Source organism: Mesorhizobium sp. M1066, assembly GCF_040318635.1.
Classification (GTDB): domain Bacteria; phylum Pseudomonadota; class Alphaproteobacteria; order Rhizobiales; family Rhizobiaceae; genus Mesorhizobium.
Window position 1 is genome coordinate 12,886 of sequence record NZ_JAMYMR010000009.1, and the last position, 23,595, is coordinate 36,480.

Sequence of the window (23,595 nt, forward strand, 5' to 3'; positions counted from 1 at the left end):
CTTCTACATCAAAGCCGCACCGCAATATAGTCCGAAAGTTGCAAGATCATTGCGCCACCGGGCAAGATGCGCCCGCCGCAGCCCAGTTTTCGATCGCTTGATAGGTTGCTTCGGCGGAGCCCGGGGCTGGTTCACGACCCGATCCCGGCGCCCAGCCCCAGGCAACCAGTCTGTCGTCGCGAACATGCAGCGCGATATCCTTCAAGCTACGGTTGCCATTGCGCAGGGGATCCTTGATCTGGGCGCAGATTTCGGCCGAGGATTTGCCGAACCAAGCCATCTCGGCTGGCGCCAGATGCCAGTTCTCGGCCCCGGGCGGACCGTGCAATGCACTGGAATTGCTGGAGAAATGGCAAGTCATGCAACGCAGGCCCGGATTGCCGAAACCCGACCCGTCAGCACCGCGCTGGACATTGAAGGCGTGCACGCGCGTGCCGCCGTAATGCGCACCCGACCAGCGCGGCCGCTCGTCCGCGACATGACAGTCGGCGCAGCGCGGATGCGAGAACACCGCATAGACCTTGTCCCATTCGGACAGGCCTTTCGCCGCGTCGACGGTCGCCGGCGCCGGCGTCTGGCTCTCTTGCGCGCTCGCGAACGGCGCTGCGAGCATAAGCATGGCAGCAGGCGTCAGCATGATGAGGAGCTTCTTCATGCGAAGGCCACCGTTTTCGACAGCGGCAGCGTGCGGATGCGCTTTCCGGTGAGCGCGAAGATGGCGTTGGCGAGCGCCGGAGCCGCCGGCGGCGTGCCGATCTCGCCGACGCCGCCCATCTTGTGGAAGTTTTCCAGGATGGCGACTTCGAAGACCGGGCACTGGAAGATCCGCATGGCGTCGAAATCGTGGAAGTTCGACTGTTCGACCATGCCGTCGGCGAAGGTGATTTCCTGACCCATAGCTGCGGAGAGTCCGTAGATGGCGGCCGAAATCAGCTGCGCCTCGATGATGCCGGGATCGAGCGCGGTGCCGACATCGGCGGCGATCCACACCTTCTCGATGCGGATGCCGGCCGGCGTGTCCGCCACCTGGACGATCTCGCCGACCCAACTGCCGAAGGACAGCGTGAAGGCCATGCCCCTGGCCTTGCCGGCGGGCAGCGCCTCGCCCCATTTCGCCATCGCGGCGACTTTCTCCACCACCTTCACCGCCGAGGGATAGGCGGCCATCAGTCTCTTGCGCATCTCGATCGGATCGATTTTTCCGGCAACGGCGATCTCGTCCATGAAGCCTTCATGGAAGAAGCCGTTGACCGAACTGCCGACCGAGCGCCAGGAGCCGACAGGGATGGAGACCGGCCCCGCGATACCGCTGACCCGGTAGTTCGGGATGGTGTAGGGCTGGTCATAGGCACCGTCGACGATGCTCTTGTCGGAACCGAGCGGCGATATCGAAGGAAACAGCCGGCGCAGCATGCCGGCAATCACCGATGGCGAGGCCATCCTCATGTCGACGGCGACCGGCATGCCATCGTCGCCGAGCCGCGCCTGGAACTTGCCGATAGCGGCCGGCCGGTAGGCGTCGTGGCGCATGTCTTCTTCACGCGTCCAGGTCACCTTGATCGGGCGCCCGCCCGTCTCCTTCGCCATCAGCGCGGCGCACAGCGCGTAATCAACCTCGACGCGCCGGCCGAAACCGCCGCCCATGAAGGTGGTGTGCACGGCGATCTTGTCCTGCTCGATGCCGACCGCGTTGGCGCAAAGCTGCCGCACCAGGGTCGGCGACTGGTTGCCGCACCAGATGTCGAGCGCGCCGTCTCTCAATTGTGCCGTTGCGTTCATCGGCTCCATCGTCGCATGCGCCAGATAGGGCATGGCATAGTCGGCCTCGACGATCCTTTCGCGTGGCGCGTCCGCAAAAGCGGCATCGACATCGCCATTGTCGCGCATCACCGACCCCTTGGTGCCGAGCGCCTGCTTCAGCACATCTGAAATGGCGGCGCTGCTGAGTGGATATTCGGGATCGGCCCACTGGGCGTCGATCGCCTCGGCCGCCTTGAACGCCGCCCATGTGTTGTCGGCGATGATACCGAAGCCATGGCCGTAATTCGTCTCGAGCGGCACGATCTTGATCACGCCGGGCATTTTTTCGGCCCTGGAAAGGTCCGCCTTGACCGGCTTGGCCCAGAAGCGCGGGCTCATCTTGACCGTGCCGTAGACCATGTCCGGCAGCCTGACATCGATGCCGAAGATCGGCGCCCCGGTCACCTTGGCCAGCATGTCGATGCGCTTCTGCGGCTTTCCCAGCAGTTTCCAGTCGGCCCGGTCCTTGAGCCTGACTTCGGCCGGCGGCGCCATCGCGGCAGCAACGGCGGCAATCGCGCCATAGGTCAGCGACTTGCCCGACGCCTTGTGCAGGATCGAACCGTCGGCCGTTTCCAGATCGGCCGCCGCGACACCCAGTTTTTGCGCCGCAGCCGCGATCAGCATCTGCCGGGCGGCAGCACCCGCTTGCCGCATCTTGTCAAAACCATCGCGTGTCGAAGCCGAACCACCGGTGCCCTGCAGGGCAAGGAACTTGCCGACCACGCCGAGACCGGAGCGCACCGCCTGCGCCGTCATGCTCTCGTCGAAGAAGGCGAACGGACCGCCCTCTTCCAGGATCGCTGCGTTGTAATAGGCATGGGAGGCGGGGCCGTGCTCGACCTTGACCCGGTCGAGGCTCACATCGAGTTCTTCGGCGACCATGACGGCGAGCGTCGTCGAAATGCCTTGCCCCATCTCGGCGCGCGGCGCGACGATGGTGATGGTGTTGTCGGCGCCGATCTTCACATAGGGGTTGAATGTCGCCTCGCCCTTGCCGAGTTCGGCCTCGAGCGGGTTCGGAAAGGGCTTGCGATAGTAGTAATAGCCGACGGCAACGCCGCCCGCGACAGCGGCAGCGCCAATCAGGAACGTGCGGCGGGCGATCTTTCCGACACTGGCCATCGTCAGAGCCCCGCCGTCTTGAGCGCCGCGGCCTTCTTGATGGCCGAGCGGATTTTGGGATAGGTGCCGCAGCGGCAGAGATTGCCGCCCATGGCATTGTCGATGTCGGCATCGCTTGGGTCGGCGACTTCATCGAGCAGCGCCACCGCGCTCATGATCTGGCCGGCCTGGCAGTAGCCGCATTGCGCGACCTGTTCCTCCAGCCATGCCTGCTGCACCGGATGCAGTCTGCCTGCTGTGCCGATGCCTTCGATGGTCGTGACAGCGCCACTGACCTGCCCAACCGGGAGTGAGCAGGAACGCACCGGCTGACCATCCACATGCACCGTGCAGGCGCCGCAGGCGGCGATGCCGCAGCCGAATTTCGGCCCGGTCTTGCCAATGAGATCGCGCAGCGCCCACAGCAGCGGCATGTCAGGATCGGCATCGATATCGAAAGACTGACCGTCGACGGTAAGGCGCATGGGGATACCCTTTGTTGTCGTCCACTGCCAAGGGCGAAGCGTCCTCTCGACCGTTTCGCCCAATACAGATTGACAAATTTCGTCATTTTGTCAAATAGGATTTTGCAGGATAGAATTGCTCCATGAACCAGATCGAAGACATCGCCGCCACAGATCCCAAACGCGTCCGTATCCTGGATGGCGCGATGAAGGTGTTTTTGGCCTATGGCTTCACCCGCACCACCATGGACGACATCGCCCGCGCCGCAGACATGTCGCGCCCGGCGCTCTATCTCTTGTTCAAGAACAAGACCGACATTTTCCGCGCCATCGCCATGATGATCCTTTCGCGCTCGGTCGAGGCGGCAAAGATTGCCCTATCCGGCGATGGCCCTTTCACCGAGCGCATGATGCGGGCCATCGATGAGGCATTCATCTCGATGATGAGCGCCGTTGTTGCCTCGCCGCACGGCGCCGAACTGCTGGACATGAAATCGAGCCTTGGCGATCTGGTCGGCTGCTGGCGCGGCGGGCTTGGCGAACATATTGCCGCCGCGATCCAGGGCGAGGCAGCCAGGAACGGCGTCGACCTGGCGGCCAGGGGCCTGTCGACACAACTGCTCGCCGACATGCTGCTCGACGGGCTGGAAGGCATGAAGGCGCGGATCAGAGATCCGGAGGGACAGCGGCAGGCGGCCGCTGCCCTGATCAGGGTGATCGACCTGACCTTGAAAGCTCGATGAAACCAGCTGTATCAGGTTTCAGTTCAGGCCCGACGGCGAACCACCTCCGGATTTTTGCGCACAGCGAGGAATTCCTTGACCCGCCGGCCGGGTGCCGGACCGCGCACCGGCTTGAAGCCGTCATCGAGTTCGCCGGAGAGATCGAGCGTCGGTCGCTTGCCGACGGCGTCGTAATTCTCTTCCAGCCAGTCGCTGGCGGCTGTGCGGCCGAGATCTCTGAGATAGGTCAGGAACGCCCATTCGGCATTGACCTTCGACGACGCCGACAGGTCCTTGAACGCCTCGTCGGCATCGATGCGGTGCATGCGGATGTCGCGATATTCGCCATGCGGCAGACGGCCGGCGGCGATCAGTTCCTTGACGAAGGCGATCGAGCGGAATTCGCGCAGCAGCCCGGCGTTGAAGGTGATCTCGTCGATGCGGTTCTGAATCTCGTTGGCGCTCCTTGGCGTTCCCTCCCGCACCACCGGATTGATCTGCACCAGAAGCACATCCTCGGTCGCCGCGGTCTTGAAAAACGGATAGAGCGCCGGGTTGCCGCCATAGCCGCCGTCCCAGTAGGGCACGCCCTTGATCTCGACGGCGCGGAACAATTGCGGCAGACAGGCCGAAGCCATCACCACGTCGAGGTCGATCTCGCCGTCGGAAAAGACGCGCAACTGTCCGGTTTCGACATTGGTCGCCGAGATGAACAGTTCCATCGACTTGCAGGCGCGGACATTGTCGAAATCGATCTCCTGCTCCACCACGTCGCGCAACGGGTTAAGGCCGAGCGGATTGGCGACGTAGGGCGAGAACACGCGCGACATGGTGTCGAAGAAGACATAGCCAGGCGTATTCTCGATCGACCAGTTTCCCCAGGCGACATCCCACGGCATGCGCTGCACTGGGCTGAACCGGCCCTTGGCCGCCACCGCGCGCCAGAAATCCTCAAATTTTTGCCGCGCTCCCTCGACACCGCCGCGCACATATCCGTCGGCCAGCGCCACCGCGTTCATGGCGCCGGCGCTGGTGCCGGACACTGCTGATATCTCCAGCCGTCCGTCCTCCAGCAGGCGGTCGAGCACACCCCAGGAAAAGGCCCCGTGCGAGCCGCCGCCCTGAAGCGCGATGTTGATCTTCTTCTTCGTCTCCTCCGCCTTGCCGTTTTTGGTCATGGCGTCGTCCTTGGTTCGTTTTGGGTAGATGAGAAGATTTTGCGCCTCACGCGGCGGTCCAGCCGCCATCTACCGAGAGATGGGTGCCGTTGATCTGCGCTGCCGCGTCCGAGCACAGGAACACCGCCGCTGCCGCGATCTGCTCCACCGTGACGAATTCCTTGGTCGGCTGCTTGTCCAGCATGACCTCACGGATGACGGTCTCGCGGTCCATCTGATGGGCCTTCATCTGATCGGGGATCTGCGCCTCGACCAGCGGCGTCAGCACATAGCCCGGGCAGATGGCGTTGCAGGTGATTTTTTCGCGCGCCAGTTCGAGCGCGACGGTCTTGGTCAATCCCATGATGCCGTGCTTGGCCGAGACATAGGCCGACTTGAACGGCGACGCGACCAGGCCGTGTGCCGAGGCGATGTTGACGATCCGCCCGCCGCCGGCATTTTTCATCAGCGGAATGGCGGCTGCAATGGTGTGGAATGCCGACGACAGGTTGATGGCGATGATGGCGTCCCATTTCTCGATCGGGAACTCTTCCACCGGCGCGACATGCTGGATGCCGGCATTGTTGACCAGGATATCGACCGAACCGAATGTTTCGGCCGCCTTGGCGACAAGCGCCCGGCATTCCGCCGGTTTCGACATATCGGCCTTGATGTAGGCGGTCTTCACTCCATACTGTTTGGCAATCGCGTCGGCGATGGCGTGGTCGGCGGTCGTGTCGGAGAAAGAGTTGACGACGACATTGCGGCCTTCGGCCGCCAGCGCCTGGGCGATGGCCAGGCCAATGCCCGATGTGGAGCCGGTGATGACTGCGGTTTTTCTGGCGGCCAAGGGCGGAATCCTCTGGTTGCGGCAAGAGCGAGCTTATGTTGCACTGCAGCATATATGCTCAATGCGACGCAATAACAGCGGCCAGAATTTTCGGGGAGATGAAATTTTCGTCATGAGCGGCCACACGGCCGCTCACCAGGAGGATATCGTTTGGATCGCCCGTCGCTCGCTAGGCGCCGATAAGCCTCAGGCAGCCAGCTCCGGCACCGGCCCGACATAGCGCGACTGCGGGCGGATCAGCCTTCCGGTCATCTGCTGTTCGCGCACATGCGCGATCCAACCGGCGACGCGCCCGGCGGCAAAGACATTGCTGAAGGCTTGTGGCGGAAAGCCCGCCGCCTCCAGCAGCAGCGCGGTGTAGAACTCGACATTGGTCTGCAGCGAGCGCGACGGCTTGGCGATCCGCAGCACGTCGAGCGCTACCTGTTCCACTGTCTCCGCGAATGCCAGCCGGCGGCCGGTTTCGCCCTCGCCGCCGAGTTGCCGCACGACGGACTTCAGCACATCGGCGCGCGGATCGCGCACGCGGTAGATGCGATGACCGAAACCCATGATGCGCTCGCCATGCGCGATCTCGTCGCGCAGCCAGCCGGCGGCATCGCCATGCGCCTCGATCGCATCCAGCATCTCGATCACCGGGCCTGGCGCACCGCCATGCAGCGGCCCCTTGAGCGCGCCAAGTCCGGCCAGCACTGACGATGTCAGGCCGGCCTGCGTCGAGGCCACCACGCGCGTCGCAAAGGTCGATGCATTGAGACCATGGTCGCAGACGGTCACCAGATAGGTGTCGAGTGCTTTCGCCAGTGCTGGGGAGGCGGCGTTGCCGCTCAGCATCCTCAACATGTCGGCGGCATGATCGGCGCGGCTGTCCGGCGCGATCGGCTGCTCGCCGCGCTGCAGGCGCAGCAGGGCCGGCGTCAGCACGGCGGGTGCCGCGATCAGCCGCAATGCGTCCGTCAGCGTGTTGCCGTCCGGCAGCAGCGCCATGCCGGCGCGCATGGCGCTGTAGACATCGAGCGACGCCAGCCGGGGCAACGAGGGCAATAGTCGCTCGAACACGTCCGCACGTGCCTGGCCCAGCGCCAGCACCAGTTCCGCATCGCCGGGAAGGTCGTCGAAAAAGCCATCCAGCAGCAGCCGGACCACCCGGGCATAAGGCCAGCGGCCGGCCAGTTCCGGCAGCGAATGACCCCGGATCGTCAGACGGCCGCCAAGACCATCCACATCGGAAAGCACGGTTTCCGCCGCCACCACGTCATCGAGCCCATTCGCCATAGCCTGTCTCCTTGAAGCATTTCCGGATCGGAGATAGAGATGGGCAACATTTCCATCAATCTTGATCAATAGAATCAATATCAGGGTTCGATATGTCCGAGTGGTTGTCCAGGGAAGAAGCGCTGGAGAGGCTCAAGGTGCGGGCGCAGACGCTGTACGCCTATGTCAGCCGTGGGCGCATCGGCATGCGGCCCGACCGCGCCGATCCGCGCCGCAGCCAGTATCGTGCCGACGATATAGAAGCGCTGGCAACGCGGAGGGCGCGCGGACGGAGCCCATCAGCCATCGCTGAAAGCGCCATTGCCTGGGGCGAGCCCTCGATCGCAACGGCGATCTCGACCGTCTCGCACGGTCGGCTCATCTATCGCGGGCAGGACGCCGCGGTGCTCTCCGGGCACGCCACACTGGAAGAAGCCGCCGCAGTGCTCTGGGCTCTGCCGGAACCGGTGGCTTTCCAAGCACCATCGCCGGATGCGCCCCATCAAGCCGGCCGGGCCTCGGCTTTTGCGCAACTTGCCGTGCTTGCCGGCCAAGGGCGTCCGTCACTTGGGCGCAGCGCCGCCTCGCTGCATGCCGATGCCGCGCACGCGGTCGGCGTGCTGGCCGGCGCGCTGGGCGCACCGGCAGGACCGGATCCCGTCCATCAGCGGCTGGCACAGGCCTGGTCGGTAGATGCCGGCGGCGCCGATGCGATCCGCCGCGCGCTTGTCCTGCTTGCCGATCATGAGCTGAATGCATCGACCTTCGCCGCGCGCGTCGCAGCCTCCACCGGCGCGCCGCTGGCCGCTTGCCTGCTGGCAGGGCTCGCGACGCTGTCAGGCCCTCGCCATGGCGGCGCCGGCGAGGCGGTGATGCAACTGGCCGAGGATGCGGCGCGGCATGGCGCCGATGCGGCGATTCGGCGCTGGCTCAGCCATGACCGGCCGCTGCCGGGGTTCGGTCATCAGCTCTATCCCGACGGCGACCCCCGAGGGGCAGCGCTTCTGTCGGTGATCGAGGTTGACGGCACACTATCGTCGCTGCGCGACGCTGCCTTTGCGGCGACCGGCGCGCTTCCCAACATCGACTTTGGGCTGGCCGCGCTGACGCGCAGTCTTGGCTTGCCGCGCGATACGCCGTTCCGCCTGTTTGCGCTCGCACGCAGCGTCGGTTGGGCAACGCACACGGTCGAACAGATAACAAGCCGAAGTGTCATCAGGCCGCGCGGCCGCTATGAGGGCCTGCTGCCGTAAGATCGCAAGAGCGCTAAGCTCAGGACATCGTGTCGAGCTTGCGCTGCATGGCCGCGATCTGGTCCTTCAGTTCCTGAAGATCGTCGGGCTTGTCAGGTGTTTCCTTCCTGGCCGGCTCGGGCGACGGCGCAGCGGCCGGCGCGGTGCCGGCGGGCGGGAACGGCGTGAACAGCCGCATCGCATTCTGGAACATTTCCATGTTGCGGCGTGTCTGTTCCTCCAGCGCCTTGATCGGCGTGGTGATCTTCATCATGTCGAGCGGCGACTTGCCGATCGCCCCCTTCATCTGCTCGCGAAAGCGCTCCTGCTCCTTGGAAAAGGCGAGCATCGACTGTTCGAGGAAGCTCGGGACGATCATCTGCATCTGGTCGCCGTAATAAGCGATGAGCTGGCGCAGGAACGGGATCGGCAGCATGTTTTGCCCGTCCTTGTTCTCCAGTTCGAAGATGATCTGGGTCAGCACCGGATGCGTGATGTCGTCGCCGGTCTTGGCGTCCTGGACGGTGAACTCCTCGCCCTTCTTGACCATCTCGGCGAGGTCCTCGAGCGTCACATAGGTGCTGGTGCCGGTGTTGTAGAGGCGGCGATTGGCGTATTTCTTGATGATGATCGGATCGTCTTTAGCGGCCATCTACATCCTCCCGGGACACCGGCGCGCCTCTGAGCAAGCCGCCGATAACGATTGTGCCTTTTTTTTGAGGATATGCGCAAAAGCTTCACAATTCCAAGCAGTTTGTGCAGTGCGGGATCACTAAATGCTGCATAGCAGGCAAAATATGCTGCGCAGCAATGGACGAATGGCCGCCATGGCAAGGCACGACCTGCTTGCGGCGCATGGGCGCCCTGCCTATTTCCGGTTTGACTTGGGGTTGGGAAAGGGCAAGAAAAGTCCCTAACGACAGAACGACACCCTTGAAGTCTGGAGAAGAAAATGTCCGTTTCCATCGTCATTGCCAGCGCGGCGCGCACGCCGGTCGGCTCCTTCAACGGCGCCTTTGCCGCCACCCCGGCGCATGAGCTCGGTGCCGTTGTCATCAGGGAATTGCTGTCACGTGCCGGTGTCGAACCAGGCGAGGTCGACGAGGTCATCCTCGGCCAGGTGCTGACCGCCGCTCAGGGTCAGAACCCGGCCCGCCAGGCATCGATCAATGCCGGCCTGCCCAAGGAAACCACAGCCTGGGGCCTCAATCAGGTTTGCGGCTCGGGTCTGCGCGCCATTGCGCTCGGCATGCAGCAGATCGCCACCGGCGATGCCAAGGTGATAATCGCCGGCGGCCAGGAATCGATGTCGCTTTCGACGCATGCCCAGCACCTGCGCGCCGGCGTCAAGATGGGCGACTTCAAGCTGATAGACACCATGATCAAGGATGGGCTGTGGGATGCCTTCAACGGCTATCACATGGGCAACACCGCCGAAAACGTCGCGCGTCAGTTCCAGATCACCCGCGACGACCAGGACCAGTTTGCGCTGGCCTCGCAGAACAAGGCCGAGGCCGCGCAGAAGGCCGGCAAGTTCAAGGACGAGATCGTCGCCGTCACACTCAAGGGCAAGAAGGGCGACACCATTGTCGACCAGGACGAATACATCCGCCATGGCGCCACGCTCGACGCCATGACCAAGCTGAAGCCGGCCTTTGACAAGGACGGCACGGTGACCGCCGCCAACGCCTCCGGCATCAATGACGGCGCCGCCGGCGCGCTGCTGATGAGCGAGGCGGAAGCGGTGAGGCGCGGCATCACCCCGCTGGCACGCATCGTGTCCTGGGCAACCGCCGGCGTCGATCCGCAGATCATGGGCACCGGCCCGATCCCAGCATCGCGCAAGGCCTTGGAAAAGGCCGGCTGGTCGGTCGGCGATCTCGACCTGGTCGAGGCCAACGAGGCCTTTGCCGCGCAGGCCTGCGCCGTCAATAAGGACATGGGCTGGGACCGCTCGATCGTCAACGTCAATGGCGGCGCCATCGCCATCGGCCACCCGATCGGTGCTTCCGGCGCCCGTGTCTTCAACACGCTGGTCTTCGAGATGCGCCGGCGCGGCGCCAAGAAGGGTCTCGCTACCCTGTGCATCGGCGGTGGCATGGGCGTCGCCATGTGTGTCGAAGCACTCTGAAGAACTCACCAACCGGGCGGCGCGAGCCGCCCGTTCTGTATCCAGTGCCTGCCAAGCCCGACAACAGGGCGGTATCAAAAAAAGGGGAAATGCATGACCAAGGTAGCAATCGTCACAGGCGGATCGCGCGGCATCGGCGCGGCGATCTCGATCGCATTGAAGACCGTCGGCTATTCGGTTGCCGCGAACTACGCCGGCAATGACGCCGCAGCGGCGAAATTCAAGGCCGAGACCGGCATTCCGGTCTACAAATGGTCGGTCGCCGACTATGATTCCTGCGCCGCCGGCATCCGCCAAGTCGAGGCCGATCTCGGCCCGGTCTCGGTGCTGGTCAACAATGCCGGCATCACCCGCGACGCCATGTTCCACAAGATCACGCGCGAGCAGTGGAAAGAGGTCATCGACACCAACCTGTCCGGCGTCTTCAACATGACGCATCCGCTGTGGAGCGGCATGCGCGACCGCAAGTTCGGCCGCGTCATCACCATCTCGTCGATCAACGGCCAGAAAGGCCAGGCCGGCCAGGTCAACTATTCCGCCGCGAAGGCTGGCGACATCGGTTTCAGCAAAGCCCTCGCTCAAGAGGGAGCCCGCGCAGGGATCACCGTCAACGTCATCTGCCCTGGCTACATCGCCACCGAGATGGTCAAGGCGATCGACGAGAGGGTGCTCAACGACCGCATCATCCCGCAAATCCCCGTCGGCCGCCTCGGCGAACCGGAAGAGATCGCGCGCTGCGTCGTCTTCCTCGCATCCGAAGATGCCGGCTTCATCACCGGCTCGACCATCACAGCCAACGGTGGCCAATACTTCGCCTGACGACGTGGCGATGTAGGAGATCGACGGGCCGGCACACCGGCCCGTTTCCGGCACGGTCCCTTTGACGTGCTCGCGACCGTAGCTGACCCAATTCGGCACGCGAAGGTTAACAGCCGGCAGCCGCCCTGTGCAAAAGCTCCCTGGCAACCTGTGGATTCTCGGTGGATAAACTGTTCACAACACAAGATATTGGGGTGAACAAATCGGGAAAATTACGCCATCGCTGATTCGTCGCCGATTCGTTCCGGTTATGAGCTGAGCGTTAACGACGACAGCCGGAATCGCCTGCCCAACTGCTTAACGCAGGTTAAGAAAGATCAACAATTTCATAATGTTGGTCGAGGCGCGCCAAGCCACCGTGATTGTTTCCAGGCAAAGGTTAACGGCAACGCCCTCTTAGCATGAAACGGGCCAGTTCAGCGATTCAGCATGTGGTGCGACTCGCGGTCGCGAAATCCACATGTAGCCGTGAACAAAAGCTGAACCCGCAGGAGTCACTGATTCGTCGCCGATTCGTTCCAGACTCGTTCTATCCGTTAATCCGCAGCCGGTTGAAAGCTTGACAAAACCACCCTTCTCGCCGCCGGCGGAACATTCCGCTTTCGCTTCGCGCCCGAAATCCCTATGTGTCGCCTGTCATACGCGCCATTTGAGGCACGCTCCCGACAACCAGAGGCCAAGAAGCCTTATTTCCAGGTCCCAGAAGCCTTATTCTAGGTTGATGAACATCCAGCCCAAACACACCGAGCCGCTGATCCTGTCGGGCCGCGACGTGACCGCCGTGCTCGGGCCGACCAACACCGGCAAGACCCATCTCGCAATCGAGCGCATGGTGGCGCATGAGAGTGGTATCATCGGCCTGCCGCTCAGGCTGCTGGCGCGCGAGGTCTACGCCCGTGTCTGCGAAAAGGTCGGCGCCCACAAAGTGGCGCTGATCACCGGCGAGGAAAAGATCCAGCCGCCGGGCGCCAGATATTCGGTCTGCACTGTCGAGGCCATGCCGCGCGAGACCGACGCCGCCTTCGTCGCCATCGACGAAGTGCAGCTCGCCGGCGACCTCGAGCGTGGCCACATCTTCACCGACCGCATCCTGCATCTGCGCGGCCGCCAGGAAACGCTGCTGCTCGGTGCAGCCACCATGCATGGCATTCTGCAGCGCCTGCTGAGGGGTGTCTCGGTGGTGACGCGGCCGAGGCTGTCGCATCTTGCCTATGCCGGCTCCAAGAAGCTGACCCGCCTGCCGCGGCGCACGGCGATCGTCGCCTTCTCGGCCGACGAGGTCTACGCCATCGCCGAGCTGATCCGCCGCCAGCAGGGCGGTGCCGCTGTCGTGCTCGGCGCGCTCTCGCCGCGCACCCGCAACGCCCAGGTGGCGCTGTTCCAGTCCGGCGATGTCGACTACCTCATCGCCACCGATGCCATCGGCATGGGTCTCAACCTCGATCTCGACCACGTCGCCTTCGCCCAGAACCGCAAGTTCGACGGCTTCCAGTATCGCAACCTGACCGCGGCCGAGCTCGGCCAGATCGCCGGCCGCGCCGGCCGGCATCTGCGCGACGGCACCTTCGGCGTCACTGGCCAGGTCGACCCGCTGGACGAAGAGCTGATCAAGAAGATCGAAGGCCATGATTTCGATCCGGTGAAGGTGCTGCAGTGGCGCACCGCGCATTTCGACTTTGCCAGCCTCGACGCGCTGAAGCGCTCGATCGAGACCAACGCCCCCGTCGAGGGACTGACGCGGGCATTGCCTGCCGTCGATGCACAGGCGCTCGAGCATCTGTCGCGCGACGAGGACATTCGCGCACTCACCACCAATGCCAAGCGCGTGGCGCTGCTGTGGGAAGCCTGCGCGCTGCCCGACTACCGCAGGATCGCGCCGGCGCAGCATGCCGACCTCATCGCTTCCATTTACACGGACCTGGCACGCCACGGCCATGTCGACGAGAATTACATGGCCGAGCAGGTGCGCCGCGCCGATACCACCGAGGGCGATATCGACACGCTGTCGCATCGCATTGCCCAGATCCGCACCTGGACATTCGTGTCGAACCGGCCCGGCTGGCTGGCCGATCAGGCACACTGGCAGGAAAAGACGCGCGAAATCGAAGACAGATTGTCGGATGCGCTGCATGAGCGGTTGACGAAACGCTTCGTAGACCGCAGGACTTCCGTCCTCATGCGGCGCCTTAGAGAAAATACCATGCCTGAAGCCGAAATTAGTCCTACCGGAACCGTCCTTGTCGAAGGCCATCATGTCGGCGAGCTGCAAGGGTTCCGCTTTACCGCGGACCAGACCGCCGGCGGTGAAGACGCCAAGGCGGTGCGCACCGCCGCCCAGAAGGCGCTGGCCGCCGAGTTCGAGGCTCGCGCCGAACGCTTTGGCGCCTCGGCCAATGGCGACATTGCGCTTGGCTCGGACGGCACGCTGCGCTGGATCGGCGCGCCGATCGGCACGCTGGTATCAGGCGAAGACGCGCTGAAGCCGCGGCTGGTGCTGCTGGCCGACGAACAGCTGACCGGCCCGGCGCGCGACAAGGTCGCCGCGCGTGCAGAGCGATTCGTCAATTTCCAGATCGAGTCGCTGCTGAAGCCGCTGGTCGATCTCAGGAACGCCGACCAGATTTCTGGCATCGGCCGCGGCATCGCCTTCCAGCTGGTCGAGAATTTCGGCCTCATCAACCGCCGCGACATCGCCGAGGAGATGAAGTCGCTCGACCAGGAAGGCCGCGCCGCCCTTCGCCGGCTTGGCGTGCGCTTCGGCGCCTACCATGTCTTCGTGCCGGCGCTGATCAAGCCGGCGCCTGCCGGGCTGGTGACATTGCTGTGGGCGCTGAAGAACGACGGCAAGGACAAGCCGGGCTTTGGCGACGTGGTCCATGCGCTCGCCTCGGGTCGCACCTCGGTGGTGATCGACCCTGCTTTCGACAAGACGTTCTACAAGCTTGCCGGCTACCGCAATCTCGGCCGTCGCGCCGTGCGCATCGACATACTGGAACGGCTGGCGGATCTGATCCGTCCGGCGACCAACTGGAAGCCCGGCCTCGGTCAGCGCCCGGACGGCGCCTATGACGGCCAGTCCTTCATGGTGACGCCGCCGATGATGTCGATCCTCGGCGCCACCGCCGACGACATGGAAGAAATCCTCAAGGGTCTCGGCTATCGTGCCGAGCCGAAGCCGGCCGTCGAGGTCAAGGCGCGGCTCGAAGCACAGGACAATGCCGCGCGCGAAGCGGCGGTGGCGAAGCTTGCGACGGAAGAAGCTGCACGAGTCGAGCAGGCCGAAGCGGCGGAAGCCGCGGCAACGGATGCCGCAGCAGAGGCAGCCGTCGAAGGGTCGGAGCCGGCATCGGACGCAGTGGCCGTTTCGGAAACCGCGGCCGAAATTCCCGCCGAAATCACCTCCGACGCCGCGGCTGAACCTGCTGCGCCTGCCGTGGAAGAACAGGCGGACGCTCCGGTCGAAACCGTGCAAGACGAAGCGCCTGTAGCCAAGGCTGCGCCCGACGTCGCCGAACCGGCGCCGGTTGAACCGCAGGCAGAGACTGAGACTGCCGAGATCGAAGTTGCAGCGGCAGAAGAAGCCGCAACGGCCGAGTTGGTGTCAAATGCCGCGCCGGCAACGGACGCCGCGCCGGACGAACCTGTGGCGGTGACTGAAGCAGCCGCCGGCGAACCCGCTCCGGAAGCCGAAGCGCCAAAACCCATCCTGTTGTGGCGTCAGGGCCGGTTCGAACAGCGTCCGCGCAACCGCGACGACAACCGAAGGAACAATCGCCCACGCAACGGACAAGCGCGCGGTCGAAGCGATGCGCCTGCGGATGCCGCCGGCGCACCGGCCGCAGCTACGCCAAGTGAACGGCCTGCCCATGAAGGCCGGCGCGATGGAGCCGGCAAGCCGCGCTTCGACCGCTCGAAATTCAAACCCAAGCCGCAGGCCGAAGGCGAACAGCGGCGTGACGGCAGGCCGCAAGGCGAGCGTCCCGACCGCCGTGAGGGCCGTCCCGACTGGAAGGGTGGCAGGCCGGATGCCAAAGGTGGTCCGCAAGGCGGCAAGCCGGCCTTTCAGCCGAAGCCGCGCGAGGAACGCCCGGTGCGTTTCGATCCGGATTCGCCCTTCGCCAAGCTCGCCGCATTGCGCGACCAGTTGAAGAAATAGAACCCGGCTCGCTTCGATGGTTGCCGAAGGCCGCCAGCGCATCGACAAATGGCTGTTCTTCTCACGCGCCGTGAAATCGCGCTCGCTGGCGGCAAAACTGGTCGTCGCCGGCCGCGTTCGCATCAATCGCGACAAAGCAGCGCAGGCCTCCGATCAGGTCAAGCCAGGCGACGTCCTGACCATCACGCTCGAGCGCCGCATCTTCATCTGGAAGGTGCTCGGCGCCGGTACGCGGCGCGGCCCGGCCGAGGAGGCCCGTACGCTTTACGAGGACATGTCGCCACCGCCCGCACCGAAGGGCGAAGCCCCTCCCGATGCGATTCCGGGGCTGCGCGAGGCCGGCAGCGGCCGCCCGACCAAGAAGGAACGTCGCCAGACCGACCGATTGCTCGGCGAAGACTGATGGCCTGGCGTCCAAAAACACGCAGTGGTTCTGGGACAACGGCACGCCTGAGGCGAGAACTGAGCCCGGCAAACAGACGCTCTGCGGGACATGGCTGACTTCCGCCGGGCCTGCAGTCTGGAATTCCATTCCGGAAACACCGGCACCGTCCGCAATGGCTACCCTTGCAAGCGGTCGACAAAGGCGTTACCTGACGGAAAAAGCCCAACAAAATGGGACGTCCCGGAGCCGACCGATGACCTATGTCGTGACCGACAATTGCATCAAATGCAAATACATGGACTGCATCGAAGTCTGTCCGGTCGACTGTTTCTACGAAGGCGAGAACATGCTCGTCATCCATCCCGACGAGTGCATCGACTGCGGTGTTTGCGAGCCGGAATGCCCGGCCGACGCGATCAAGCCTGACACCGAACCCGGCCTCGACAAATGGCTGCAGGTCAACACCGAATACGCCGACAAATGGCCCAACATCACCGCCAAGAAGGAACCGCCGGCCGACGCCAAATCCTTCGACGGCGAGGCCGGCAAGTTCGAGAAATACTTCTCGCCAGAGCCCGGCGAAGGCGATTGACAACACGGCCGCAAAGGCCGGTATTACGCTGGGTAAGAGGCACGTCGCATTAACCGGCTTGACAGGCGGCGCTGGCCTGTGGCCTTCGCTTGTGCAGCAAAACCTTGATTCTTCCGACTTTTTGTGTTACATCAGCGAAACATGCCGGTGACACAACGTCGATTTATGGCGCAGACGCCCCAAATCACTGAAAGGTGAAAATCCCATTCGGACCAGAGCGATCTGGGCCAGGCGGTCGCAATGTCGCGTTTGCCGGTCCGGCTTTTCCGATGGGTTCATCTGTTGTGCGGCTAACGATCGGCTTCCCCGATCGCGCGAGTTCGGACCGGCAGGACGCCGGTGCCACAACAAGGAGTTCAGGGCGTAATGGCAACGATCACCCCGCAGAAGAAGTCCACCGCTGCGCGTCACGGTTTCAAGACCGGCGAATACATCGTCTACCCGGCGCACGGCGTCGGCCAGATCGTCTCGATCGACGAGCAGGAAGTTGCTGGACACAAGCTGGAACTGTTCGTCATCGACTTTTCGAAGGACAAGATGCGCCTGAAGGTGCCGGTCGCCAAGGCGACCTCCATCGGCATGCGCAAGCTGTCGGAAGAGGATTATGTCGAGCGCGCGCTGAAGGTCGTGCAGGGCCGCGCCCGCGTCAAGCGCACCATGTGGTCGCGCCGTGCCCAGGAATATGATGCGAAGATCAATTCGGGCGACCTGATCTCGATCTCGGAAGTCGTGCGCGACCTCTACCGCGCCGACAACCAACCGGAGCAGTCCTATTCCGAGCGCCAGCTCTATGAGGCGGCGCTCGACCGCATGGCCCGCGAGATCGCGGCCGTCAACCGCATGTCGGAAACCGAAGCCGTGCGCTTGATCGAGGTCAACCTCAACAAGGGCCCTAAGCGTGGCGCCAAGGCCGACAATGAAGAGGCCGAGCAGGAAGAAGCTGCCTGATCCTTCTCGCCTTTGATTCGAGAGATCCTGCCTGAAACGATTGGAGGCTCCGGTTTGACCGGGGCCTCTTTTGCTTTCGGGCGGCGGCTTCGATGTTGATGATGTACTGCGCACCGGCGTGCTGCATCGCGGCTTGCTGGCGCGCTCCGGGCCGTCCAGCGCGCATTTTCGGTTAACGTTTGTCCCCACTTGTCGCCTTGCCAGCAAAGCAGACCGCAGCAATGGTTTCGCGCAATTTCGTTGGGCCTTGCCATGTTCCTGGGCTGGAACCGGATGGGCGAGGACGGTGCCAGGCCGGCGCCGAACACATTTCGCGACAGCATGGTCGTCGAGATCCTCAATCCCAAGACGGCACTGTTCTTCCTGACTTCCTGCCGCAGTTCGTGGATCCGTCAGCCGCCCTTGCCGTAGGGTTGCAATTCCTCATCCTCGGCATCGTCGTCAATCTTATCTTCTCGATGGCCGACCTGGCGGCGGTCGGCATCGCCTCGCTCGCCGTTGGCCGGTTCACTGGCGGCGGCGCCGGATGGGTGATCCCCAAGACATGCGGTTCGATCCTCGTCGGACTTGGCGTGGCGCTCGTCAGCCATCATATCTGAACCTGCAAATGAAAAGCCGCGGCTTCAGGGGAGAGCCGACTGTGAAATTTTAGCGGCTGCCGACAGCAAGGGCAGTATGCCGGAGGGCGGCTGACGGCCTGCTCGCGCATCCGGCAACATATCCCGGAAACCGGCGCCCTTCAGGGGCCATCACCCGAATTCAACACACTCTGGGCCGCGCGCTTACGCGCCGCCGCCTTCCTTCTCAGCCTCCTGCTTCAGCGTTGCAATAAACCGCTTCGTCCGTTGCTGCTCCGGATTGTTGAACAGCACCGCGGCCGGCCCTTTCTCGACGACGCCGCCGGCATCGAGGAACACCACTTCCCGGGCGATCTTGGAGGCGAGGCGCAGATCATGCGTCGCCATCACCATGGTCGTGCCTTCGCTGGCGAGCTTGCCAAGCACGTCGACCACCTCTTGCGCCAGTTCCGGGTCGAGCGCCGAAGTCGGCTCGTCGCAGAGCAGCACTTTCGGTGACGGTGCCAACGCGCGGGCGATCGCCACGCGCTGCTGCTGGCCACCCGACAAGGTCGCTGGCCAAGCGTCGGCCTTGTGCACCATCCCCACCTTCTCCAGCAAAGCCAGCGCCCGCTCGCGTGCCCTCTCAGGCGACCATCTCAGCACCGTCACCAGCCCTTCCATCACATTCTCGATCGCGGTGCGATGCGGAAACAGTTGAAAATTCTGAAACACCATGCCGGTCTGCAGCCGCAGGCGCTGGATATCCCTGGCCGGAACCCTGCCGCCGGGGTGGAATTCGAGCGTCTCGTCGCCGATCCGAACCGTGCCCGAAGTCGGAACCTCCAGGAGGTTGATGCAGCGCAGCAGGGTGCTCTTCCCCCCGCCCGAAGGTCCGACCAGCGCCGTGACGCTGCCTTCGGCAATGGTGACCGTCACGCCCTTCAACACGAGATTGTCGCCGAAGCGCTTTTCGATGTTGCTGAGGCCGATCATGAGCGTGCCTCCAGGAAGCCGCCATAGCGGTTGAGTCGGATCTCCAGCCGCGTCTGCAAGGCCGACAGCACCGAACTCAGCGCCAGATAAAGGATCGCCGCCTCGACATAGAGGATCAGCGGCTCATAGGTGGTGGCGACGATGCGCTGCGCCGCCTGGAACATCTCCGGCACGGTGATGGCGGCGGCCAGCGACGTGTCCTTGACCAGCGAGATGAAGGTGTTGGAGAGCGGCGGCACCGCGACCCGGCCGGCTTGCGGCAGAATGGTGCGCCGCATCGCCTGGCCCCAGGTCATGCCGATCGAATAGGCGGCTTCCCACTGGCCTTTCGGCACCGAGCCTATGGCGGCGCGAATGATTTCCGACGTGTAGGCGCCGATGTTCAAGGTAAAGCCGATCAGCGCCGCCGTGAAGGCGTCGAGCAGGATCCCGACCGACGGCAGGCCGTAGAAGATGAGGAACAGCTGCACCAGGAGCGGCGTACCGCGGAAGATCCAGACATAGAAGCGCACCAGCGCGACCAGCGGCTTGGGGCCGAACAGCCGGGCGAGTGCAGCACCCAGGCCGACCGTCAAGCCGAGAGCAAAGGACAACAGCGTCAGCGGCACGGTGAAGATCAGCGCCGCCCACAGGAGCGAAGGCAGCGACTCCAGCATCAGTTGCAGCCAGTGCGGCACGTAAGACCCTCCAGATTGGTCGAAGCAGCTTGGTCAAAGCGAGAATGCGTCGGCCATATCACGACAAAAGCGGCGGGCCGTCAAAGACGGCTCGCCGCTCGATGTGTCTCATGGGCCGCGGACCGGCCCGCCTCATAGATTAGTTCGAAACGTCCTGGCCGAAATAGGTGTCGGAGATCTTCTTGTAGGTGCCGTCGGCCTTGATATCGGCCAGCGCCTTGTTGATCGCCGCGACCAGCTCCGGATCGCCTTTGCGCACGATGACGCCGGAATAGTCGGCGTTTTCCTCTTGCGCGGCGATCTTCACATTGGCGTCGGGCTTGTGCTTCTTGAAGTCGAGGAACGACAGGCTGTCATTGATGGTGGCGTCGGCACGGCCGGTCAGAAGCAGTTGGATCGACTGGTCGAAGCCGTCGGTGCCGACCAGTTCGGCGCCGTTCGTTTCGGCCAGCTTGCCGAAATTCGAGGTCAGCGACTGCGCCGACTTCTTGCCCTTGAGATCGGCGAAGCTCTTGATGTCGGTGTTGTCGCCGCGCACGATCAGCACCGCCTTGGAGGCGATGTAGGGATCGGAGAAGTCGTACTTTGCCTTGCGGGCGTCGGTGATGCCGACCTGATTGATGACGGCATCGTAGCGATTGGCGTCGAGGCCGGCGATCAGTCCATCCCACTTGCCTTCGAGGAATTCGGCCTTGACGCCGAGCTTGTCGGCGACCGCCTTGGCGATTTCGACGTCGAAGCCGACCAGTGCGCCCGAGGTGTCATGATAGGTGAATGGCGCATAAGTGCCTTCCGTGCCGACCTTGATGACCCCAGCCTGCTTGATCTGGTCGAGATTGGCGCCGGCATGGCCTGCAGTGACAGCTACGGCCTGCAGCGTTCCGGCGATGATGAGCGATTTGAGCCATTTCATTTTTCTGTGATCCCGTCCTTGGCCGGCTGACCGGCATATTGTGAGCGCTGGAAACTGACAGATGCAAGTCGAAAAAATAAGGAACAGAATTTCAAAACCAACCGGTTTATGAAACCAGATACTCTAAATGGCACTTTCTGCTCGTCATCGCAGCCATCACGAACCGTCCTGGGAATCCTTCAGGCAACACAATCCCGCCGCCACGGTCGCGGAACCTTTCCCGCGCATGGCAGTTCTGGCTGTTCTAGGGCACGACGCCGCCATTTCAACCCGGGCGCCAGCCAAGTTTGCAAAGTAATCCGCACCACCCAGGGAGCGCCTCATGATGGAAGACACGGCAGGACGGATCATGGTCCGCGCGGCAATGAAGGCTCCCTACCTCGAGCGTGACGAAGAGCATCGGCTTGCATTGCTCTGGAAAGAGGACAACGACCAGAACGCGCTGCACAGCATCACCGTCGCCCATATGCGGCTGGTCATTTCCATGGCCTCCAAATTCCGCCATTACGGCCTGCCGCTCGGCGATCTGGTCCAGGAGGGTCATGTCGGATTGCTCGAGGCCGCCGCCCGCTTCGAGCCGGAGCGCGAGGTGCGGTTCTCGACCTATGCGACATGGTGGATTCGCGCCTCGATGCAGGACTATATCCTGCGCAACTGGTCTATCGTGCGTGGTGGCACCAGCTCGGCCCAGAAGGCGCTGTTCTTCAATCTGCGACGCCTGCGCGCGCGGTTGGCGAATGGCACGGAGCCGCTCTCCAACGCCACGCTCTATCGCGAGGTGTCGGAGGCGCTTGGCGTCTCCGAAGCCGATGTAGCGATGATGGATTCGCGGCTCTCGGCGCCCGACTCCTCGCTCAACATGCCTATTGCCGACGATGCGGGTTCGACCGAGCGCATGGATTTCCTGATTTCGGACGATCCGCTGCCCGACGAGATCGTCGGCGACAAGATCGATGTCGCGCGCCGCTCGCTCTGGCTGAGGGAGGCGCTTCGCGCGCTCAACGCACGGGAGCTGAGGATCATCGAGGAACGGCGGCTGAACGACGAGGGCGCCACACTCGAAGCGCTCGGCGAAACGCTCGGCATCTCCAAGGAACGCGTCCGCCAGATCGAGGCCCGCGCCATGGAAAAGCTCAAGGTCGCATTGGTAAAGCAGAATCCGGAGTTCATGGCGACTGCCGCCTGAACGGCGGCAGGCGTCCAGCGGCGCCTACTTGTCGGTGACGATCTTGACCTTGTCGCCGGCCGAAACCGCGGCACCGGGCGACAGCGCATTGAGGACGCGGAACAGGTCGAGCTTGCGGTCGACGCCGACCATCTGCGCCGAAAGCGAACCCATCGTCTGCCCAGGCTGGACGGTGACGACGCGGATGTGCAGCGGCTTCAGCGCCGCCTTTTCGGCAGCGCTCAAAATCCGGAACGAGCCGCTGACCGAGCGGGCGATCGTGTCCAGCGACGTGCTGGCGGAAGGGGCCGCGGTCAGCAGCCGGTAGACCTGGCCGCCGGCGCGGATCACCGCAATGTCGAACTGCCAGCCTTCGGCGCCGGCATGCGCGGTCGCCGCCTCATTGCCGTTGATGGTTTCCTGCTTGACGCTGCTGTCGACGAGACCAGCCACCCAGCCGCTGCGGATATAGTCCGTCAGCGCCCGGTTCTTGTCGATCGAGACGCCATCGAAACGGATTGCTATGTCGCCAGGGCCGGTGGCCGTCACCGCTGCCGCCGAATTGTCGATGATGAAGCCGTCCGGCACCGTGAACGACACGCCAAGGCCCGGGTGCAGGAAGGTTTCGCCGCGCACATAGCCTTCCTCGGGTGTGTCGCCATAGAGCAGGCCGTCTATGCCGGCGAGGAAGGAATCGCGGTCTCGCGTGCCGACGCCCGGCGCGCCGAACTGGCGGGCATGGCGCTGCGCCAGATCGATGCGCTGCGGCGTGTTGGGGTGCGTGGCCAGGAAGTCCAGGCTGGCATCGGTGGCGCCGCTGATCGAGCGGAAATCGGTATAGGCCGACATCGATTGAAGGAAGCGGCCTGCGGCGAAAGGATCGTAGCCGGCCTCGCCGATCGATTTGATGCCGATGGCGTCGGCTTCCAGCTCCTGGTTGCGCGAAAATTGCGCCAGCCTCAGCTTGCCGCGGATCAACGCCGCCTTGGCGGTCGGGCTGTCGCCGAGCACGTCCGAAACCACCTTGGTCGCCAAGCCTTCCTCGGCCTCCAGTTGCTGGCGCTGCAGGCCGTGATTGGCGGTGACGTGGCCCATCTCATGCGCGATGACGGCGGCAAGCTCGGCCGAATCATTGGCCAGCGCCAGGAGGCCGCGGGTGATGTAGAGATAGCCGCCCGGCAGCGCGAATGCGTTGACGTTGGGCGAATTTAAAATGGTGATGCGATAGGTCTGTGTCGGGTTGGCGGACACCACCGTCAAACTACCGACCACCTTGGCGACCATGCGCTCGAGCTTGGGGTCGGAATATTCACCGCCATAAGTCGCCAGGATGCGCGGGTGCTGCGCCTTGGCCAATTCGGCGAGCTTGTTGTTGGCGCCGACATTGTCCACCGTGATCGGCCTGTCGGAAGGCTGGAAGCCGGATTCCTGAACTTCCGGCGGCGTGAACATCTGGCAGCTTGCCAGCGCCACGGCAAAGCCAGCCAGCGCGAGAAAGCGCGCCAGCGGTTTCATTCCCAATGTGTTAGTGCCGATCTCCAGAACGGCTTCCTTTCGGGTTCCGGCACATGACAATGAAAATCGGGGGCGATCTTCGGAATGTTCACGCGCCATATCTCAAACTGCTGCGGTAGGGCGGACCTAGCCACACTCCCCCGGTCATGGCAAGCAAA

General features: G+C 63.6%; 22 protein-coding genes. 11 read left to right on the forward strand and 11 right to left on the reverse strand.

All coding sequences use genetic code 11. The features are described 5' to 3' along the window. Positions 1-46: 46 nt before the first annotated feature. Genes NKH52_RS14740 through NKH52_RS14750 form a run of 3 tightly spaced genes read right to left on the reverse strand, consistent with a single transcriptional unit; the run spans position 47 to position 3,389 of the window. The gene (locus tag NKH52_RS14740; protein ID WP_352731113.1) at positions 47-655 is read right to left on the reverse strand and encodes a hypothetical protein; all 609 of its coding nucleotides are present in this window, start codon (positions 653-655) and stop codon (positions 47-49) included. After that, a complete protein-coding gene (locus NKH52_RS14745) occupies positions 652-2,925 on the reverse strand; it encodes a xanthine dehydrogenase family protein molybdopterin-binding subunit (RefSeq protein WP_352731111.1) in 2,274 nt (757 codons plus the stop codon). Before NKH52_RS14745 ends, NKH52_RS14740 begins: the two co-directional genes overlap by 4 nt. A 2-nt stretch (positions 2,926-2,927) precedes the next feature. Then, entirely contained in the window at positions 2,928-3,389 is a 462-nt protein-coding gene (locus NKH52_RS14750) for a (2Fe-2S)-binding protein (RefSeq protein WP_352731109.1), read from the reverse strand. 122 nt (positions 3,390-3,511) lie between these two features. On the opposite strand from NKH52_RS14750, the gene NKH52_RS14755 reads away from it, so the two are divergent. Continuing rightward, positions 3,512-4,111, forward strand: coding sequence for a TetR/AcrR family transcriptional regulator (locus NKH52_RS14755; protein WP_352731107.1), 600 nt, complete (start codon positions 3,512-3,514; stop codon positions 4,109-4,111). 23 nt (positions 4,112-4,134) lie between these two features. Here the strand turns inward: NKH52_RS14755 and NKH52_RS14760 are convergent, their stop codons facing one another. From NKH52_RS14760 to NKH52_RS14770, 3 genes are all read right to left on the reverse strand, one after another. Continuing rightward, entirely contained in the window at positions 4,135-5,268 is a 1,134-nt protein-coding gene (locus NKH52_RS14760; RefSeq protein WP_352731106.1) for a patatin-like phospholipase family protein, read from the reverse strand. A 46-nt stretch (positions 5,269-5,314) separates the two neighbouring features. After that, positions 5,315-6,097, reverse strand: coding sequence for a 3-hydroxybutyrate dehydrogenase (locus NKH52_RS14765; RefSeq protein ID WP_502908027.1), 783 nt, complete (start codon positions 6,095-6,097; stop codon positions 5,315-5,317). 186 nt (positions 6,098-6,283) lie between these two features. Then, positions 6,284-7,372 (reverse strand): citrate synthase/methylcitrate synthase, encoded by a 1,089-nt coding sequence (locus NKH52_RS14770; RefSeq protein ID WP_352731104.1) that lies wholly within the window; start codon positions 7,370-7,372, stop codon positions 6,284-6,286. 92 nt (positions 7,373-7,464) lie between these two features. Here NKH52_RS14770 and NKH52_RS14775 point away from each other — a divergent pair, with 92 nt between their 5' ends. Next, the gene (locus tag NKH52_RS14775) at positions 7,465-8,604 is read left to right on the forward strand and encodes a citrate/2-methylcitrate synthase (protein WP_352731102.1); all 1,140 of its coding nucleotides are present in this window, start codon (positions 7,465-7,467) and stop codon (positions 8,602-8,604) included. A 19-nt stretch (positions 8,605-8,623) separates the two neighbouring features. Here the strand turns inward: NKH52_RS14775 and phaR are convergent, their stop codons facing one another. Next, on the reverse strand, positions 8,624-9,235 hold the full coding sequence (gene phaR, locus NKH52_RS14780) for a polyhydroxyalkanoate synthesis repressor PhaR (protein ID WP_023814312.1): 612 nt from the start codon (positions 9,233-9,235) through the stop codon (positions 8,624-8,626). Positions 9,236-9,535: 300 nt separating this feature from the next. Between phaR and NKH52_RS14785 the strand changes: the two genes are divergently transcribed. The 8 genes from NKH52_RS14785 (at position 9,536) to NKH52_RS14820 (ending at position 18,213) form a co-directional block, all read left to right on the forward strand. After that, positions 9,536-10,714, forward strand: coding sequence for an acetyl-CoA C-acetyltransferase (locus NKH52_RS14785; protein ID WP_352731100.1), 1,179 nt, complete (start codon positions 9,536-9,538; stop codon positions 10,712-10,714). A 93-nt stretch (positions 10,715-10,807) separates the two neighbouring features. Continuing rightward, the gene (phbB, locus tag NKH52_RS14790; RefSeq protein WP_127399245.1) at positions 10,808-11,533 is read left to right on the forward strand and encodes an acetoacetyl-CoA reductase; all 726 of its coding nucleotides are present in this window, start codon (positions 10,808-10,810) and stop codon (positions 11,531-11,533) included. A 721-nt stretch (positions 11,534-12,254) separates the two neighbouring features. Continuing rightward, complete coding sequence (locus NKH52_RS14795; RefSeq protein WP_352731098.1) at positions 12,255-15,689, forward strand: helicase-related protein; 3,435 nt, start codon at positions 12,255-12,257, stop codon at positions 15,687-15,689. Positions 15,690-15,705: 16 nt separating this feature from the next. Beyond that, positions 15,706-16,092 (forward strand): RNA-binding S4 domain-containing protein, encoded by a 387-nt coding sequence (locus NKH52_RS14800; protein WP_127297242.1) that lies wholly within the window; start codon positions 15,706-15,708, stop codon positions 16,090-16,092. A 235-nt stretch (positions 16,093-16,327) separates the two neighbouring features. After that, the gene (fdxA, locus tag NKH52_RS14805) at positions 16,328-16,666 is read left to right on the forward strand and encodes a ferredoxin FdxA (RefSeq protein ID WP_352731096.1); all 339 of its coding nucleotides are present in this window, start codon (positions 16,328-16,330) and stop codon (positions 16,664-16,666) included. A gap of 366 nt (positions 16,667-17,032) precedes the next feature. Further along, on the forward strand, positions 17,033-17,614 hold the full coding sequence (locus tag NKH52_RS14810; protein ID WP_013529179.1) for a CarD family transcriptional regulator: 582 nt from the start codon (positions 17,033-17,035) through the stop codon (positions 17,612-17,614). A gap of 252 nt (positions 17,615-17,866) precedes the next feature. Beyond that, the gene (locus tag NKH52_RS14815) at positions 17,867-18,025 is read left to right on the forward strand and encodes a hypothetical protein (protein WP_352731094.1); all 159 of its coding nucleotides are present in this window, start codon (positions 17,867-17,869) and stop codon (positions 18,023-18,025) included. Further along, positions 17,998-18,213 carry a hypothetical protein gene (locus NKH52_RS14820; protein ID WP_352731092.1) on the forward strand — a complete coding sequence of 72 codons (216 nt, stop codon included), beginning with the start codon at positions 17,998-18,000 and terminating at the stop codon, positions 18,211-18,213. Before NKH52_RS14815 ends, NKH52_RS14820 begins: the two co-directional genes overlap by 28 nt. 183 nt (positions 18,214-18,396) lie before the next feature. On the opposite strand, the gene NKH52_RS14825 is transcribed toward NKH52_RS14820, so the two are convergent. The 3 genes from NKH52_RS14825 to NKH52_RS14835 all read right to left on the reverse strand — a co-directional run bounded on the left by NKH52_RS14825 (position 18,397) and on the right by NKH52_RS14835 (position 20,757). Continuing rightward, positions 18,397-19,167, reverse strand: coding sequence for an amino acid ABC transporter ATP-binding protein (locus NKH52_RS14825; RefSeq protein ID WP_352731090.1), 771 nt, complete (start codon positions 19,165-19,167; stop codon positions 18,397-18,399). Beyond that, the gene (locus tag NKH52_RS14830) at positions 19,164-19,844 is read right to left on the reverse strand and encodes an amino acid ABC transporter permease (RefSeq protein WP_031213968.1); all 681 of its coding nucleotides are present in this window, start codon (positions 19,842-19,844) and stop codon (positions 19,164-19,166) included. The genes NKH52_RS14825 and NKH52_RS14830 overlap by 4 nt, the downstream gene beginning before the upstream one ends. 139 nt (positions 19,845-19,983) lie before the next feature. Next, on the reverse strand, positions 19,984-20,757 hold the full coding sequence (locus NKH52_RS14835) for an amino acid ABC transporter substrate-binding protein (protein ID WP_352731088.1): 774 nt from the start codon (positions 20,755-20,757) through the stop codon (positions 19,984-19,986). A gap of 322 nt (positions 20,758-21,079) precedes the next feature. On the opposite strand from NKH52_RS14835, the gene NKH52_RS14840 reads away from it, so the two are divergent. Then, positions 21,080-21,943, forward strand: a complete 864-nt coding sequence (locus NKH52_RS14840; protein WP_023814301.1) for an RNA polymerase factor sigma-32 — start codon at positions 21,080-21,082, stop codon at positions 21,941-21,943. Between the two features lie 24 nt (positions 21,944-21,967). Here the strand turns inward: NKH52_RS14840 and NKH52_RS14845 are convergent, their stop codons facing one another. Further along, positions 21,968-23,437: a M48 family metalloprotease gene (locus NKH52_RS14845; protein ID WP_352731085.1), complete on the reverse strand. Its 1,470-nt coding sequence runs from the start codon at positions 23,435-23,437 to the stop codon at positions 21,968-21,970. Positions 23,438-23,595 lie beyond the last annotated feature (158 nt).